This is a genomic window from Nocardia pseudovaccinii (genome assembly GCF_050942345.1).
GTDB classification, from domain to species: Bacteria; Actinomycetota; Actinomycetes; order Mycobacteriales; family Mycobacteriaceae; genus Nocardia; species Nocardia pseudovaccinii.
In genome coordinates this window covers 5,384,912-5,399,065 of record NZ_CP192074.1, presented here as the reverse complement: position 1 = coordinate 5,399,065, position 14,154 = coordinate 5,384,912, and the positions used below count along the sequence as shown (strand labels likewise).

Below are 14,154 nucleotides of genomic sequence, written 5' to 3'. Positions count from 1 at the left end.
GCCGAGACAGGGGACGCACGGCGGATGCGGCTTGCGCCCGCTTCGGGGATGTCGACGTGCGCATGCCGGACCCCGATCGCAGCACCAAGATGCGAATATTCGGTGAATGGCTCGGGGCCGTCCGAGAGCTGCACGGACTGGCACAACAAAAGTTCGCCGATGCCATAGGAGTCACCGGTCGTCGCGGCAGTAGTGGGTACATATGACCAATTGCATGCCCGGCCACCAATGGTTCGAATTCATTTCCGATGCCTCTACGGCGACGTATTTCATTCCGTCAAATGCGATTGCTATCAACAGCTTTGCGGCACGCTCGAGCAGATGAGGCAAGAGGGTGTGGCAGTGCTGCTCTACTTCGACGAGGGTGGGAATGGGACGGCTATGAGGGGCGTGGCGTCGGGTTGTACCTCGAGGCCCAGGCGTACCGACTGGAAGACGAAGGCCTCAATACGGTGGAGGCGTTCGACGCGCTCAACCTTTCCTACGATGTCCGCCGCTACAGTCATGGCGCTTTATGCTGCGTTACCTCGGTATGGAAGATGTCCGATTGATGACGAATAATCCGGAAAAGATTGCGGCATTGGAGGAACACGGTATTTGTGTGGTGGGTCGGGTCCCGCATATGTGCTTCAGCGAGCTCGGGACCCTTATCTCGAGGTCAAGTATCTCTGTTTGAACCATCTGTTCAAACAGAACGATTTCCCCGAACCGGAACAGGATTGGCTCGGTCGTACCGTGCGAATGGGGGCGGGTGAACTTGCCCGGCAATGGGCGGCGCTGCTGGCAATTCCCAGGTCGTCCGGACAAGCCATCACCGTGGCGCGCCGTCCGAGGTTGGCACCGCTGCCAAGTATGAGACCAATCCTGGTTCTGGACTACACGCCCCAGAATATCCTCGAGCGCGTCTGCATCGGCTATACCGGCTTGGGTGAAAAGGAGGATCAAGCGTTCCTCGAAGTGGTTCAGCTCACCCACCGCGTCGTCGACGAGGTCGTGGCCGAAGCGCGACACAGCGGTCTCCGCATCAGTGCGCGATAGGTACCTCTCCGAATGCCTATCTACTGATCGTCCGCGATCGCGCCGCGCAGGCCGACGGCGCGGAAAACTGGATCTGGCACGTTTCGCGTTTGCGCCGTGTGGCGATCGGGATCGAGGGAGATGAGAGATCGTCTCGCCGGGCCGCAGCAGCCTGGTAGCAGCTGCGCGCAGTCCGACCCGGGAGACGCCGGGAAAGGTGGGTGAGAAGGCCGAAAGGTTCGGGACTGCTAGATGTATGAGGCTATGACATTGAAAGGACCTCGCACTCAATACCGTTGGGCCGAATGCGGGGCGTCATGCCGACGTCATGGGTCCGCGGCCAGGATCGGGCAGCGCAATTGCGTCTCGGCGCCGTAGTTCTCCGCACGGCGCAGTTCCGCGTACAGCGACATGATTTCTCGGGTGGCGAGGTTGGGCTCGGGGCGGTGGGTCAGCTGCTCGAGCAGTTCATCGGCGTGCAGATACAGCTGATCCAGCGGGTCGAGATAGCGGCCGACGGCTGACCGGGCGCGGGCCTGGGCACAGCGACGCAGCAGCACGACATCGCGCGCCGGACGACCGTCGGTTCGTGGCCGGCCCGATGTTGCATAAAGCCAATGCATTTCGGCAACGAGCAGTTCGGGCAGCAGTACGTGGAGCATGATCTCGTCGGTGCCCGCAAGCTGCGCGTGTTCGTGTGTGCTGATGATGGTGAGCGCGCGGGAGATACCAGACAATTCTTCGAAGGTGCTGCTCGACATCCAGGGCCGCAGCCCAAAGCGGTGCGCCCTGTGTTCGAGCTCCGCCGCGTCGGGCAGCAGGTTGCATCCGCTCTCGGGGACGTACACGACGTGGGCGATATCGGTCATGATCGACCACCAGAGCCGGAAGTTCAGCTCCGTGTGGTTCGCGGGTTCCACCCGTAGATGACCGGGCGGAAGGGCCATCGTCGCGGCTCGCCCGACGATCTCCGGTGTGGTGAACAGGTCGAGATCGGCCTGCACACCCTCCTCGCGCAGGAATGTGAACATCCACCACATCACGTGGGGTTGCAACCATTGGCGGCCTTGCGAACCCGCATACGAATCGCGGAACAGGTGCACCAGCCGATGGGGTTTGCTCAGCTCGTCGCCCCGCACGCCGCGGGTCGCCGGAGTCCGGTGGGAGCGCTGTCTGGTCAACTGGTCTGTGATATCGCTCATCGGGGCCGCGCCTTCCATTCCATCGGTACTGGGACTCGGGTCTGTGCCATCCATCTCCGGACGGCGGCTGCCTTGTTGCTGGGAGATGGGGTCGGTTCGCCGGGCCGAGCCAGACCGACCAGTTGTGCGGTGAGGACGAGAAGGATCCCGGCCAGCTGCGCGGGGCGCAGGCTCTGGTGGGCGATGGTCCAGCCGAGGGTGGTCGCGACGACAGGAGCCAGCAGCATCAGCCGCGACGCCGTCGTCGCGGGAACGCCGCGATAGAGTCCGCCGAAGAACAGCGCGAATGCGAGTGCCGTGGCTCCGGCCGACAGCCAGATCGTCGCGCTGAGCTGACCGATGCTCAATCGCGGTGGCGCGCCGTCGACCACTGCGGCGATCGGCAACAGCAGCAGCCCGCCCGCGATCATCTGCCATGCGGTGGCCCCGAGCGGGTGCACCCCGGGTGGCGCGCCCCAGCGGCGGGTCAGCACCATCCCGGTGGCCGACAGGATCGCCAGCCAGGCCGAGGCACCGACGCCCAGCGTGTCGAACGCGGCCTCGCCCTCGAGTACCAGCAGTGCGACCCCCGCCAGCCCGATCGGTGGCACCCAGAAATCCCGGCTGCCGACACGCTGCCCGAGCACGGTCAGCAGCATCGGCACGACCAGGCACTGCGCGGCGGAGATCGTGGCGACCACGGCGCCGGGCAGGCGGTGGGCGGCCAGCGCCTGCAGGGCGAAGAAGCCACCGAAGTTCAAGGCCCCCAACAGGATCGAACGCATCCACCACACGCCCCGGGGCAGCGCCGGGCACAGCGCGATCAGCAGGACACCGGCGGGCAGCACCCTATAGACCGCATTCCACACCGGAGTGCTGGGCAGACAGGCGGTGGCCAGGAATGCGGTTCCGAACAGGCACGGCCCGACGGCAGCGGACAGCAGCGCCGCCTCGCGCGGCATCGCGATCCGACTGCCGAACATGGTCGCCGCGCCGCGGCCGCCGATGGTCATCGCGAGACCGATTCGTCGAGCTGCCGGTATACGCCGACGCCCGCCGACGGCCATCCCGGTGCGGACATTGTGGTCGTCAGCGCGGCTCGCCCCGCGTTTCCGCGACCGAGCAGGGCGGTCAATTGTGCGGGATCGCCGTGTAGCGCGTGCGCCGCGGTCTGCAGGTCGGTGGCGACCTCGGCCAATACCGCCGAGATCTCGTCCGCATTGGCTCGCAGAATCTCGGTCCACAGCCTGGCATTGCCAGCGGCGATTCGGGTCGTGTCGCGGATACCCGCGCCGCACAGCCGCAGAACCGCCTCGTCCGCACCGGCGAGGCGGGCGGCGAGCAGTGCGGAAACCAGGTGTGGGACATGGGATGTGCGCGCGACCGCGCGATCGTGGTCGGCGGGTGCCATGACGATCGGGCGGGCGCCTATGCGGGTGACGAGGTCGGCGACCGCGCGCAGTACATCGAGTCGCGTACGCGAATCCGGGGTGAGCACCCAGACTCGGTCGTCGAACAGCTCGGCGGACGCTGCCATCGGACCCGATCGCTCGCCACCGGCCATCGGATGTCCGCCGACGTAGGTGGTGAGATCGCAACCGAACAGCTCAGCCTCCCGCGCCGGGACGGACTTGACGCTGGCCACATCGGTGTAGGCGCGCGAAAGTCCTTTGGTTTGGCAGTCGGCGAGTACTGCCGCAGTGCTGTGCGGCGGAACCGCGACTACCGTGAGATCGACGGCCGACGGCGGCAGGCCCAGGATTCCCGCACCCCGGCCTGCAGCCGCGGACGCGGCCGTGGGATCGGTATCGTGCAGGTAGATCACCATTCCGCGGCGGCGCAGTGCCAACGCCGCCGACGTTCCGATCAGCCCGCAGCCGATCACGGCGACCGAATGTATCTCGCCGATTTCGGGATACATTCGGCCAGTTTCGGTCGAAACGCCACGTGTGTTGTTAACGGCAGCACTTGTTTCTCGGATATCCATCGCGCAACCCTCATCTTTGCGATGTATTTTCGGGCGTCTGACCGCGCCCGAGTGCGGGCAAATGTACGCCGTCGCGTGGACGCCGGTCAATGGCGTGAACCATCCTCGGTAGCAATTTTTCCGAATTTACCTATGGGGTACCTAAGGGTACCCATGTCAGGAATCTACCTAGGTATATTGCATGGCCTTCGAATCCATTCGCATCCGCATCGCATGGATTAATCTCGCACGCGTTACCGCTTGCCAGGTGCATTGATCCCCATTACAGTCCTGGGCGGGCGACCCGGTGTCAACCGCAGGTGACCAATGCTCGCCGCTTTCGGTGACCCTACCTTCCGGCCGCGCGGTAGTCCTCGCGATCTACATTTCTCGACAATACATGCAATCGCAGGGCTCCATTATGAACAGAAATTCTGAACAACGATGCGAATCGGTCGCGGTGACCCGGCAGGCATTGCTCGCATGTCTGGACCGATTTCTACCCGAAGTGGAATACAGAGAATTCTTCACCTGGGCGCTGTCGACAGCAAATCGGCATCGCAACCTATTCGCCCGCATCATCGCATTGACCCAGCTCGGCAATCTCACCGCAGAACTGTTGGCGGGCCTATCCGATGCTGATGAATGGCCGGTACTGTTGCAGCACGCCGCGCCGGTCAACCTGTACCAGATCTTCGAGGTGGTCTCCGACAACCTTGGCATCGGCTTGGCCGCGCCCGACGAGCGACCGGAGCTGCGCGCGCTGCTGTTGGACTTCAACGCCGTCGCCGCCGCCGATCTACGGCATCCATCCACCAGCCCGGTCGTGGAACTGCTGGCCCCGCTGCACGGGCGCAGCGCGCGCATCTCGAGCTTCGAGCAGAGCCTGACCTCGGAGTATCAGCGCAAGATCAGGGATTGCTATCTCGCCGATCACGGACACATAGGCAATCTCGGCACCTGTCAATCCCCTCGAAGTGTGGAGGGTCCCTTTATGCGGCCTCGTCTCGTGACAGGGCTGCAGCGGCCTCCGCTCGGACGGTGGCCATGTGGGTCTCGTAGTCGATCGGTGATCTCCCGCCACACAGCGAGTGGCGGCGGGCTGGGTTGTAGAACCCGGTGATCCAGGTGACGATCTTCAACCGGGCCTCGGCGCGGGTGCGAAACCGGTGCCGGTGGGCGAACTCGACTTTCAGGGTGGAGTTGAACGCCTCGGCGGGGCTGTTGTCCAGGGCTGATCCGAACCGGCGCATCGATTGCACGACGCCCAGGGCGCGGCAGAGCCGGTTGAACGCCGCAGCGGTGTATTCGCTGCCTCTATCGGAGTGGAAGATCACTCCATCGATGCCCCCGCCGCGGATGGTTGCAGCTATTCGCAGTGCGGCACAGGTCAATTCGGCATCGTGATGGGCGCTGGTTGCGTAGCCGAGCAGGCGGCCGGAGAACCGTTCTTCCACCGACGCCAGATACAGTTTTCCCTCCTCGGTCGGTATTTCGGTCACATCACCGCACCACAGCACGTTCGGCGCGACGGCGGTGAATTGCCGGCGCACCAGATCCGGCGCCACCGGCCGTTTCCCCGGCCTGGTCAGGCTGTGTTTACGTTTGACTTTCCTTGCAACCCAACCGCTTTCGGCCATGATCTGCGCGATGGTGTTGTCGGACACCTGCCAGCCATCCTCACGCAGCTCGTCGCCGATACGGGGACTGTCGTAGGTTTTGCCCTCGAAGATCATGCCGATCGCCTCGGTCAGCTGCGCACGCCGCTGTTGCCGCGTTGTCGGCGCCCGGTCGTGCCACTTGTCAGCTCTTCACGCTCGGACTCACTCAACCGGTCACCGGCCGCACCATCACGCTGCTGCCGGTCCCGCGCCATCCAGGTCGTCAGCGTGCCCTCGTTGATCCCCAGCTCACGGGCGACCTGCGCGACCGGGCGACCCGTCTCCCGCACGATCCGCACCGCTCCCTCGCGGAAGTCCGCATCGAACTTGCGTCTCTTCTCCGCCATCTGGCCTTTCCTCTATGGTCCGGCCTCCACGATATGAGGGGAATCGCACAGCGACACCCCGCTGACACGTGAAATCGCAGGTCGGAGACCGGGGCGTGGAGGCGGGTGTCAGGGTGGTGAACTAACCCGGAAATGGGGGCGAATTCGCGCCAGGAGTGGGACCGACTGGGTCAAAAACATCACGGCCGCAGGCGGTTTCGAGCTCGAGGCCAGGGGTACCGTCGTGCTGCTCATCGATCCGGTGGTTGTGCACGATGCGTCGGCAGCATGGGCGCCACTCGGCGTTCGGCAGGCGCTGAAGGTGATGTCGGCGACGGACTATCTGCAGGCGCGTCCGGCGTAGCGCGGGTCGAGCGCCACCTTGCGTGCCTGCATTGCCGCATTGCGATTGCGCGCAGCGCTCTCACGTCTGGTCGGCACTCGGCGTTGCCTGTAGCGAGGGCCATTCGGGATGATCGGGTTGTGACGCGTCGGCTTGCGTGTGGTCAGGCCTTGCGTCATCGGTGACTCGGGTTTCACGTTCGGGCCGATGGACCTGACCGGCACCTACGAACGCAGCTGATAGGGACTGACCAGCCTGCGGTACGGCGGTTGTTTCGATCGGGGTTATGCGGCTTCGCGATGTGGACGTTCGAGTGTGTTCCGCGCGCGTTCCAGTACCTGTCGCGGTTCGAATTGGTCGGCCTGCCACGAGTCGGTGCCGATGCCCACCTTGCCGCGCCAGGCCCGCACGATCTTGGCATGCACCGGCCATCGTACGAATCGGCGCATGTCCTGTTCTGATTCCCACACCGTGATGGATCCGCCGCGCCGCGCGGTGGGCCTGCCCCACAGCCACAGGCCCACCGCGCCCTGCATGACCGGCCAGGTGTTCCCCAGCTCGAGCCCGATCTCGTAGATGCTGCGGACTTCCTCCTCGGACCGGGCCAGGAAGTCGGTCACGCTGACGAACACACGCCCGGAAATGTCTTGGCGCGGACCGGGTTTCCACGGCATGAGCACGATGCCGTCCGCGAATGGCTGTTCGGGAATGTCAATAGTACGCATGTGCATATAGTAAGCATACGCGTATTAATAGGGGAAGTGGGTCGTTCGAACTCGGCTGATCCGCGCACGAGGGGGAATCGAGGCAGCTGTCGTATGCGGGACGCCGGTTCGGGCGGTCCGGGGCTGATCATCGCGCTGGCGGGTCCGATTCGGTGACCGGTTCCGATCGTGCCGGGCCTGGCCGGAAAGCGAGCAAAAGCCGTTGCAGTGCAACGGCTTTCGTGTCGAACTGTGTCCGGAAGGGTTCGACCACCAGGTGCGCGGCCTGGCGTCGATTCGTGCCCGTGATCCCGTGGTCATCGGCACCGCCGATGTCACTCCGGTGGCGGCCGCGCACCTGATCGTGGTGTGTGCGGAGATCGTGTCCTCGCCGGATCGGCCGAGAAGCGCCGTGGGCTTTACAGCGTGCAGGCGCTTCCCGGCGTTTTCGTGGTGGCAGGTCAGAGATCCATGAGATCGGCTGCGAGACTGGACAATTCGTTCTTGTAGGTTGTCGCGAGTCCGACCAGCGAGTGGGCTTGGGCCTCCTGCGCTTTGATCATGGTTTCGAGAACCGTCACCCTTCGCCGAAGTTTCGCGATGATCCTCGCCTGATCGCTGATGATCGCCGCATGATCGCTGATTCTCGCCGCTGCCCCCTCACCGGTGGATGCCGGTTTCTCGGTGGCCAGGGCGACTGAACTCGAATAGGTCACCAGATCCTCTGTTCCGACCGCCACCAATCCCACTTCCTCTTCGGACTCGACGCCTGTCTCGTCGTCGGTCGCTATCGCATCTTCGGCTACGTCACTCTCGGTGGGACTGCCCGCGTCCTCAGCTTCTTGCTCGACCTCACTAATGGTTTCGCCCTCGGCTGCCTCTTCACGTTCCGCAACCCCGACCTCTGCCTCGGGCTCGGTCTCGGTCACCGGTTCAGCCTCAGCCATCGGTTCGGTCTCTGGTTCTGGTGTCTCCGTAACGGCGGGCTCTTCCTCGGTCACCGGTTCGGTCTCGGCCACGGGTTCGGCTTCTGGTTCTGGTGTCTCCGCGACCGCGGGCTCTTCCTCGGCTATCGCGTGTGCTTCGGTGGCGAATTCCACTTCGGGGGGCTGGGCCGCGCTCTCTTCTTCAGCTACCTCGATGTCATCGACGTCGGCCACCGTGTTGTCCTCGGTTGGTGCGTCGGTTTCGGCAGCGACCACGTCGGAGGCTTCGGTGTCCTCATCGTCAGCTGCTGCGTAGTCGTCCGTTTCCACGCCCACTGCGGCAGATTCCGCTTCGGGTTCAGCCTCAGCCGCCGGTTCGGCCTCTGATTCTGGTGCCTCCGCAACCGCGACCTCTGCCTCGGATTCGGTCTCCGCCACCGGTTCAGCCTCGGCCACCGGTTCGGCTTCCGGCTCTGGTGTCTCCACAACCGCAGGCTCATCCTCGGCTATCGCGTGTGCTTCGGCGGCGAATTCCACTTCGGGAGACTGGGTCACGCTCTCTTCTTCAGCTACCTCGATGTCACTACCCACCTCGGCCACCGTCTCGTCCTCGGTTGGTGCGTCGGTTTCGGCAGCGACCGCCTCGGCGGAGGCTTCGGTCTCGACATCCTCTTCATCGCCTGCTGCGTATTCCTCGTCGGCTTCCACACCAACTGCGACAGATTCCGCTTCGGCTTCGGCCGCCGCTGGTGGCTCACCCTCGGTTGCTTCCTGTCCCTGTTCAACCGCTTCGAAGATCCCGGCGGCTTGGGCATCGGGTGACTCCGCCACGGCTGCCTCGTCCGCCAGCTCTGTTACGTCGGACGCTTCCGCCTCGGGGGTGGGGGCCGCATGTTCTTCGTCGGCTGCGCCCACAACTGCTTCAGCCTCGGGCGCCTCCTCGCCGTGTGCGGGTGCCTCGCTTTCAGCGACCACCTCCGCCGCAGCGACCTGCTCCTCTTCGGCCTCCGCCTCCTCCGCGACGGTCGGTTCCGCTTCGGCGACTACCGCATCGCCGTCTTCTGCGGCGACGTCCACCTCGGCTGGTGTTTCGGTCGTGACGTCCGCACCGCTTTCAGCCACCTCGCCGGGGGCACTGACCATCTCCTCGTCGGCCACCGTCACTGCGCCTTCGCCGCTGTCGGCGTCCCCCGTGATCTCGACTTCGGCTTCGGCCTCGTTTGACGGTTCGGCTTCCGGCACTTCACCTTCGGCGACTGCTTCGGCCTCAGTCGCAGCAACGGCAGCTGTCTCCGCGACCGACTCCGCACCTTCGGCTGATCCTTCAGCGTCAGGTTGGGCCTCGTCGGCTTCACTCTCGGCAGCGACTTCGTCCTCGGCATCAACCCCCGCCGTTTCCTCAGCCGTATCCGCGACCTCGACTGCCCCCTCGATTTGCGGCACTTCATTTTCGCCTGCTGTTCCGGCTTCGGCCTCGTCGGCAACAGCATCGGCTTCCGCCACCGATGCCGCAGCTTCAGCCTCAGCTTCAGGTTGAGCGTCGGCGGTGGCTTCGTCTTCGGCCGCGGGCGCCTCCGTTTCCTCGACCGAGTCGGCGGCCTCGTCTCCAGTCTCGTCTGTCGAGTCAGGTTGCGGCACTTCATCTTCGGCTGTGGTCTCGTCTTCGGCGGCTGCCTCACCCTCGGCTTCCGCGACCGGCGCCGCAGCTTCAGCCTCAGCGTCAGGTTGAGCGTCGGCGGTGGCTTCCCCTTCGTCGGCGGTCGCCTCCGTTTCCGAGTCGGTAACCTCGTCTTCGGCCTCGTCTGTCGAGTCAAGTTGCGGCACTTCATCTTCAGCTGTGGGCTCGTCTTCGGCGGCTGCCTCACCCTCGGCTGCCGCAGTTTCGGTGACCACCTCACTCTCGGCAACCAGATCGCTCTCGGCGGAGGATTCACTGGCATCGGGTGCCTCAGCTACGGGTTCCGCCTCGGCGTCGGCGACGGTCTCACCCTCCGCCGGTTCACTCTCAGCAAATGCGGATTCGGCCTGCGGCGCTTCGGTACCCTCGGTCGCAGCTGCGGGCTCCCACTCGGCTGCCGAATCGTGCTCAGCCACCGAGACCGTGATCTCCTGGGCTGCTTCGGCTTCAGCATCCGCCGCTTCGCTCTCAGCCGCCGTTTCACCCTCAGCGGGCGCGGTTTCGCCCGCTGAGGCCACTTCGACCTCGGCCGAAGTGGCCGTTTCCGGCTCGGTCACCGCCACCTCGCCGTCGGTAGCTGTCGTCTCCTCCTCGGCGTCGTCGGTGGTGTGCGCCCGGTCGTCGGTCGTTGTCATAATTGTCTGCCCTTTCGAACACTGCGATAGTTCCCCGGCTCGAGCCTCGGGGGCCTACAGCGTCGCACGGGATCGAGGTTGCTGCCTCCGAATCCGGCGGTGCGGGTACGCAATTCAGCAGAAGTACACAGTCGACACCAATCTGTGACCCGAAATGCCGGTGAAGTCGTGCTGGCTTGTTCCGTGCGGGCGCGCCGTGTCACGCGACCACATGCGCACGACTCACGTAAACCGATGATGCTGAAATGTTGCTGTGTCAGGGAAAAGCCCGAACTGGCCGCACCCGATCATGGTCAACCCTCGAGCCGCACGGTCGCGCTCGTGACCGAATGGTCCGAGCGACGGCGCTGCTGCTCGCTGACCGCACCGACGGTGCGGATTGCCGATGTCGACCGCTCTCTCCATGAATGCGGTCCGCTGGCCGACACGAAGTCCTGACTTCGCACGCAGCGGAACCTACGCTGCCCGTTTAGTGGTTCGGACTCCGGAAATATATTGGGGGAACTCATGTTCACAGGACGCACACTGTGGCCGTCTGATCAGCCGATCGCCGCACCCGCGTTGACGGTATACAACAACAAGTTGGTATTGGTGTGGGCGACGCAGAGCGGCACGATGTATGTGGCGTCGGGGATGGAAGCCGACGGGGTGGTCAATGCGAAACCATTGCCGTCGGACTTCAGTCTGCAGCGCCCAGCGTTGGCTTCGCATGCCCAGACCGGGCTGCTCTACCTCGGCTATACGCGCACCGACGGTCGGATGTGGCTCGCGTGGTCGAACAATGGCGTCGACTACCAGGATCGACGCGAGTGGCTGGAGCCACCGATCGGCGGGCCTGCAATGCAGTCCGACAACGTCTCACTGTGGTTGAGCTACACCGCACAGCACAACCTGGTACTCAGCGCGGTCAAATCGCAGAATCCACCGTTCAGTTATTACGGGATGACCCCGGAACCCGCCGAGCAAAGCGTGGATACTCCGGGCCTGGTGATCCATCCCGCCAAAGGGGTGCTCCTGGCATGGACGGGTATGGACAGTGCGAACAATCTGAACGCGCGCTACATCGGCGTCAACGTCCCGCCCGGTCGGGCCACCTTCAGCGATCGGCTCATCGGCGGCCCGAACCTTTTCACCCTCGGCGGCCGCTACGTGGCGGGCTACACCGGCAAGAACACCAATATCTACCTGCTCTTCGATATCGACAACCTGAACGAGGGGCAAGCGCAGCGGTGGAAATTCGCCGATACCAGCCCGTGGCCACCCGCGGTCGCGACCGTGAACGGGATCACCTACGTCGCCTGGTTCGGCACCGACGGCCAGAACAAGCTCAACTTCGCCGACCTGGGCTCCATGCCGACTATCTACCGAGGCGGCAGCGGATAGCCGTCCGTCCTTTCGGCGCCTCAGCCGTTGCCGTAGATGCGATCCGGGACGACGAGAACGACTGCGCGGCGCTCGGCAGCCATGACCCGGTCATATTCGTCCCAGTCGTCGTGGGTGCCACCCGCCGCAGTGAAAACCTCCCGCAGCAACTGTCGCAGCCGTTCGGCGTCGATGTCCGGCACCGGGTCGTCGGGACCCGCGATCCACACCGGTCCCTCGACGGTCGCCCAGGCCCACCCGACACGGACGACAACCGTCGTCCGCGCCCGAACACGGAGATTGTCCAGTTTGCGCGTACCACCGCGGATCACCATGCCCACCACGGGCTCGCCGGTCTGCGGGTGCGCCAGCACACCGGCGTTGACGAGCGAGGACTGGACAGTGCCATCGGCACGCGAGGTCGAGACGACACAGAGGCCATGATCGCCGGCGATCAGCCGGGCGAAGTCCGCGATATCGGTCACGGCCGAAGTCTACGGAGCGCGGGCGACAACGCGGGCCTGCCGATGCCAACTGTGCAACCTCGAACACGCGGCCGGGCACAGCCGATCGAGTAGGACGAGGTCGCCGCGTCGCGCCGTGATCATTGCCGGACGTGGCGAAGTCGGAATTGCGCGAGGACACTGAAGGCGTAGTGCCGAAGTCGACTCCAGGAGCAATGTGATGGCACCCGACAGGCCTTTTGGGTTCGATCCGGAAGAATTCGAACGTGCGTTGCGGGAGGCGGGGGTCGAATTCCGTGACCTGCTCGGAAAGGCCGGCGAATACATCGATCGCACCAGCGGGAGTACCCTGGCGTCGCTGCTGGGACAGTTCGTCCAGCCGACGCGGCCACCCAAACCGGAGGGGGAGACCTCCGGCGAGACCGGCAGTGGAGTGTGGGTCATCTACAGCATCGATGATGTCGGCGAGGCCAGGGTCGAGCAGGTTTTTCCGAGCGAGCTCGAGGCCTTGCGTGCGCATCGCGACAATACCGACGAACGCCGTCGCGTGCGGTTCCTGCCCTACGGTGTCCCCACAACCGCCCTGGGTACCCAGGTACGGAACTCGGATTGACGGCAGCGCAGTAGGCGAGCAGGCCCACGTACTTCGCCGGCGGATGTAGCTCTAGTCAGGACCATAGATCGGCAGGCTCGCACGGACGTTGCCCCCCAGTGGGGAACTCAGGCCTCGGCGCATGGCTGGATGAGGACCTCGAGAGCGGCTTGCCGGAGGAGGCCGCTCACGTTCATGGAACTCTGCGAACCGGTCTGGCAGGACTCGATCGCTGGCCGGACGCGGTCAACCCCCGCAGGCGGTCGGTGTGCGGGCGCCGCTGAGAGGGTCGCGCATCCTCCACGACGTGTTGCGTTTCGAACTCTCCCAGAAATTTTCGTGCCGTCCGGCGAGTTCTCCGAACGGCACGAAACCCGGTGTGGAAGGAAGCCCCGCACGCACAGCGCGGAGGGGCTATCTCGTTGGCAGGCAAAAGGAATCGTCAGAGTCCATCCAGCCGTGGCTACTTGACACGGCGAATGAATGGCTTGATTACGGCAAATTCACTGCAATAGCGCGTACACGGCGATGTGTAGCGTAGCGGCACAAAAGAAATCCCGGCCCCGAGAGGCGACACGGACGAAGCGGTGATCTACCGAGACCGAATCAGGAGGCGGGCTTGGGCTGGGTCAGGTCCCTGGCGCCGGTGATCGCATTGATGATGTTGAGGATGGCAGTGGTGCCGTGGTCGACGGCGGAGCTGCCGGAGTCGAATAGGGCGGAACCAGAGGACGAGCCGGCCGAACCCGAGGATGAGCCGCCGTCGGCCGAACCCGAGCCGGAGCCGGTGCCAGCGGAGCCGGTGGCGGCAGAGGGGGCGGAGGGAGCGGCGGAGGCCATCGCGACCGGGCCGAAGAACAGGGCGGCGGCGGAGACGGTGGTGGCGGCGACCAGGGCCTTGCGAGAGAACATCTACGGAGCTTCCTTTCACAGATGGATAACGACGCCATCACGGCGCGCACCACAAATGTTATGAAGAAGAAATCTTCAAATCCACCTCTCTCATTGTGTGAATAATCACCGTTAATAATCGGCTAACGGTAAATAATACCGATGTAACACATTTGATCTTCATTCCGAATGAGAATTCCATGATCAAATTCGGTTGATTTCTCCGAGGGTGCCGCGTAATGGCGTGCGGCGGACCCGATCTCGCAGCGGACCTTCGATCCCGGCACAGCGCGACCTCGAGCCGACGACGCGCTCGGGGCCCGCTGGCATCACGGTGATCCGGCGTTGCTCGGCGAGGTGTCGCGCCGCGCGACGGCGGGAAACATTCCGAAACCGCTGTCGCTTCTC

General features: G+C 64.4%; 14 protein-coding genes and 1 pseudogene. 6 read left to right on the top strand and 9 right to left on the bottom strand.

Translation table 11 applies throughout. From position 1 onward, the window contains the following. Positions 1–189: 189 nt before the first annotated feature. From ACQPZ2_RS24505 to ACQPZ2_RS24490, 4 genes and pseudogenes are all read left to right on the top strand, one after another. Positions 190–366 (top strand): annotated as a pseudogene (locus ACQPZ2_RS24505) (bifunctional 3,4-dihydroxy-2-butanone-4-phosphate synthase/GTP cyclohydrolase II); the annotation flags it as partial. After that, positions 282–551 (top strand): hypothetical protein, encoded by a 270-nt coding sequence (locus ACQPZ2_RS24500; RefSeq protein WP_433520592.1) that lies wholly within the window; start codon positions 282–284, stop codon positions 549–551. The pseudogene ACQPZ2_RS24505 and the gene ACQPZ2_RS24500, both read left to right, overlap by 85 nt. Next, positions 515–676, top strand: coding sequence for a hypothetical protein (locus ACQPZ2_RS24495; RefSeq protein WP_433520591.1), 162 nt, complete (start codon positions 515–517; stop codon positions 674–676). Before ACQPZ2_RS24500 ends, ACQPZ2_RS24495 begins: the two co-directional genes overlap by 37 nt. Then, a complete protein-coding gene (locus ACQPZ2_RS24490; RefSeq protein ID WP_433520590.1) occupies positions 673–1,038 on the top strand; it encodes a hypothetical protein in 366 nt (121 codons plus the stop codon). Before ACQPZ2_RS24495 ends, ACQPZ2_RS24490 begins: the two co-directional genes overlap by 4 nt. Before the next feature lie 305 nt (positions 1,039–1,343). On the opposite strand, the gene ACQPZ2_RS24485 is transcribed toward ACQPZ2_RS24490, so the two are convergent. The 7 genes from ACQPZ2_RS24485 to ACQPZ2_RS24455 all read right to left on the bottom strand — a co-directional run bounded on the left by ACQPZ2_RS24485 (position 1,344) and on the right by ACQPZ2_RS24455 (position 10,437). Further along, on the bottom strand, positions 1,344–2,219 hold the full coding sequence (locus ACQPZ2_RS24485) for a hypothetical protein (protein ID WP_433520589.1): 876 nt from the start codon (positions 2,217–2,219) through the stop codon (positions 1,344–1,346). Beyond that, the gene (locus ACQPZ2_RS24480) at positions 2,216–3,211 is read right to left on the bottom strand and encodes an EamA family transporter (RefSeq protein ID WP_433520588.1); all 996 of its coding nucleotides are present in this window, start codon (positions 3,209–3,211) and stop codon (positions 2,216–2,218) included. The genes ACQPZ2_RS24485 and ACQPZ2_RS24480 overlap by 4 nt, the downstream gene beginning before the upstream one ends. Then, positions 3,208–4,119, bottom strand: coding sequence for a prephenate dehydrogenase (locus ACQPZ2_RS24475; protein ID WP_433520587.1), 912 nt, complete (start codon positions 4,117–4,119; stop codon positions 3,208–3,210). The genes ACQPZ2_RS24480 and ACQPZ2_RS24475 overlap by 4 nt, the downstream gene beginning before the upstream one ends. Before the next feature lie 1,037 nt (positions 4,120–5,156). Continuing rightward, positions 5,157–5,906 carry an IS3 family transposase gene (locus tag ACQPZ2_RS24470; protein WP_433527514.1) on the bottom strand — a complete coding sequence of 250 codons (750 nt, stop codon included), beginning with the start codon at positions 5,904–5,906 and terminating at the stop codon, positions 5,157–5,159. 8 nt (positions 5,907–5,914) lie between these two features. Continuing rightward, complete coding sequence (locus ACQPZ2_RS24465; protein ID WP_433520586.1) at positions 5,915–6,172, bottom strand: transposase; 258 nt, start codon at positions 6,170–6,172, stop codon at positions 5,915–5,917. A gap of 606 nt (positions 6,173–6,778) precedes the next feature. Further along, positions 6,779–7,219, bottom strand: coding sequence for a hypothetical protein (locus tag ACQPZ2_RS24460; RefSeq protein ID WP_433520585.1), 441 nt, complete (start codon positions 7,217–7,219; stop codon positions 6,779–6,781). Positions 7,220–7,659: 440 nt separating this feature from the next. Next, positions 7,660–10,437 (bottom strand): hypothetical protein, encoded by a 2,778-nt coding sequence (locus ACQPZ2_RS24455; protein WP_433520584.1) that lies wholly within the window; start codon positions 10,435–10,437, stop codon positions 7,660–7,662. A gap of 507 nt (positions 10,438–10,944) precedes the next feature. Between ACQPZ2_RS24455 and ACQPZ2_RS24450 the strand changes: the two genes are divergently transcribed. Continuing rightward, the gene (locus ACQPZ2_RS24450) at positions 10,945–11,820 is read left to right on the top strand and encodes a hypothetical protein (RefSeq protein ID WP_433520583.1); all 876 of its coding nucleotides are present in this window, start codon (positions 10,945–10,947) and stop codon (positions 11,818–11,820) included. Between the two features lie 20 nt (positions 11,821–11,840). Here ACQPZ2_RS24450 and ACQPZ2_RS24445 read toward each other — a convergent pair whose 3' ends face one another. After that, positions 11,841–12,284, bottom strand: coding sequence for a pyridoxamine 5'-phosphate oxidase (locus ACQPZ2_RS24445; protein ID WP_433520582.1), 444 nt, complete (start codon positions 12,282–12,284; stop codon positions 11,841–11,843). 199 nt (positions 12,285–12,483) lie between these two features. Here ACQPZ2_RS24445 and ACQPZ2_RS24440 point away from each other — a divergent pair, with 199 nt between their 5' ends. Continuing rightward, the gene (locus ACQPZ2_RS24440) at positions 12,484–12,876 is read left to right on the top strand and encodes a hypothetical protein (protein ID WP_433520581.1); all 393 of its coding nucleotides are present in this window, start codon (positions 12,484–12,486) and stop codon (positions 12,874–12,876) included. A 585-nt stretch (positions 12,877–13,461) separates the two neighbouring features. On the opposite strand, the gene ACQPZ2_RS24435 is transcribed toward ACQPZ2_RS24440, so the two are convergent. Continuing rightward, the gene (locus tag ACQPZ2_RS24435; RefSeq protein ID WP_433520580.1) at positions 13,462–13,767 is read right to left on the bottom strand and encodes a hypothetical protein; all 306 of its coding nucleotides are present in this window, start codon (positions 13,765–13,767) and stop codon (positions 13,462–13,464) included. Positions 13,768–14,154 lie beyond the last annotated feature (387 nt).

Coding starts and splice junctions, on each gene's coding strand:
- ACQPZ2_RS24460 (WP_433520585.1), bottom strand. CDS start 7,219: ATGCGTACTATTGACATTCCCGAACAGCCATTCGCGGACGGCATCGTG.
- ACQPZ2_RS24480 (WP_433520588.1), bottom strand. CDS start 3,211: ATGACCATCGGCGGCCGCGGCGCGGCGACCATGTTCGGCAGTCGGATC.
- ACQPZ2_RS24495 (WP_433520591.1), top strand. CDS start 515: ATGCTGCGTTACCTCGGTATGGAAGATGTCCGATTGATGACGAATAAT.
- ACQPZ2_RS24435 (WP_433520580.1), bottom strand. CDS start 13,767: ATGTTCTCTCGCAAGGCCCTGGTCGCCGCCACCACCGTCTCCGCCGCC.
- ACQPZ2_RS24500 (WP_433520592.1), top strand. CDS start 282: ATGCGATTGCTATCAACAGCTTTGCGGCACGCTCGAGCAGATGAGGCA.
- ACQPZ2_RS24475 (WP_433520587.1), bottom strand. CDS start 4,119: ATGTATCCCGAAATCGGCGAGATACATTCGGTCGCCGTGATCGGCTGC.
- ACQPZ2_RS24465 (WP_433520586.1), bottom strand. CDS start 6,172: ATGGCGGAGAAGAGACGCAAGTTCGATGCGGACTTCCGCGAGGGAGCG.
- ACQPZ2_RS24455 (WP_433520584.1), bottom strand. CDS start 10,437: ATGACAACGACCGACGACCGGGCGCACACCACCGACGACGCCGAGGAG.
- ACQPZ2_RS24440 (WP_433520581.1), top strand. CDS start 12,484: ATGGCACCCGACAGGCCTTTTGGGTTCGATCCGGAAGAATTCGAACGT.
- ACQPZ2_RS24450 (WP_433520583.1), top strand. CDS start 10,945: ATGTTCACAGGACGCACACTGTGGCCGTCTGATCAGCCGATCGCCGCA.
- ACQPZ2_RS24485 (WP_433520589.1), bottom strand. CDS start 2,219: ATGAGCGATATCACAGACCAGTTGACCAGACAGCGCTCCCACCGGACT.